The following is a 1,051-nucleotide window of genomic DNA, read 5'->3' as shown; positions in this document are numbered from 1 at the left end:
TCTTTGCGGAGCTCGCAGCATAACTGCGTTCAGAAGTAAGGCCGCTTATATCCTTCCAAAAACTTTGCGACAGAACCATAATTTGTGCTCCGGAATTACCTCCGCCAACAACAAGTACCCTTTGATCAATAAAATCGTCAGCTGTTTTATAAGATGCTGAATGTACCTGCCTTCCAGAGAACAACTCGTTGCCAGGGTAAACGGGGATAAATGGTTTTGACCATGTGCCTGTGGCGCTAATTACCGAAAGACAAGTCCGGCTCGATCCATCTGACAAATCTACTCTGAAACCATCACCTTCACGTATGACGGCCTCAACTCTACGCGGACGTTCTATAGGCAGATTATACCGTTGCTCATACAGTGTCAGGTAGTTGATCACTTCATTACGTGACGGATAGCCATCTGGCTCTCGACTAGGTGGCATCAACCAACCCGGTAATGAACTGAAACTGGCCGGGGAAAAAAGGCGTAATGTATCCCATCCATGAACCCACGCTCCGCCCGGCTCTTTACCTTCGTCAAAAATGACGAAATCCACTCCAGCACGGCGAAGATAATATGAAGCCGCAAGTCCGGCCTGTCCTCCACCAATTACAATGACTTCATGGTCGATTTTCGACAGTCGTTTATGCATGCTCTCATTCTCCACCATATTTAATAGCCTCAAAAAACTCACTCACAAGAATCTAAAAAACAACAAAAGGCGCTAAGTTGTTGCCTGTTTTGATGGTATTTTAGGTGCTCTCCCTTCTAACCGAGCCAGTAATCCAAACGCGATAAGCGCCAAAAGACCACAAACGAGCACGATTGAGAGGGCTGTTCTTACACCTAGAAGGCTCATTGAAAATGCCATAGCGAACGGTGCTATTGCCGATACGATCAGCCGGGCTGACATTATTTTGCCCTGTATAGCTCCGTAGCCCTCACTTCCGAATAAGGAGAGAGGAAGTGTTCCTGTCACAATACTGAAAGGTTGTGTCGCAAAGTTTTTGAGTTTGACTGATTTTATTGAAGTCTGGTAGGTTCGGTTGATAATGAGCGGAGCCGG

1 protein-coding gene and 1 pseudogene are annotated in these 1,051 nt (G+C 46.4%); both read right to left on the bottom strand.

Going from position 1 to position 1,051, the window contains the following annotated elements:
• Positions 1-655, bottom strand: a 655-nt coding sequence (locus tag JNC80_RS19950) for an NAD(P)-binding domain-containing protein (protein ID WP_376711417.1), incomplete at its 3' end; no start/stop codon positions are given.
• Between the two features lie 54 nt (positions 656-709).
• Positions 710-1,051: pseudogene (locus JNC80_RS19945) on the bottom strand (hypothetical protein); the annotation flags it as partial.

This window comes from Pseudochrobactrum lubricantis, assembly GCF_041929865.1.
Classification (GTDB): Bacteria; Pseudomonadota; Alphaproteobacteria; order Rhizobiales; family Rhizobiaceae; genus Pseudochrobactrum; species Pseudochrobactrum saccharolyticum.
Note: the sequence above shows the minus strand (reverse complement) of the source record. Positions and strands in the feature narration are given on the sequence as shown.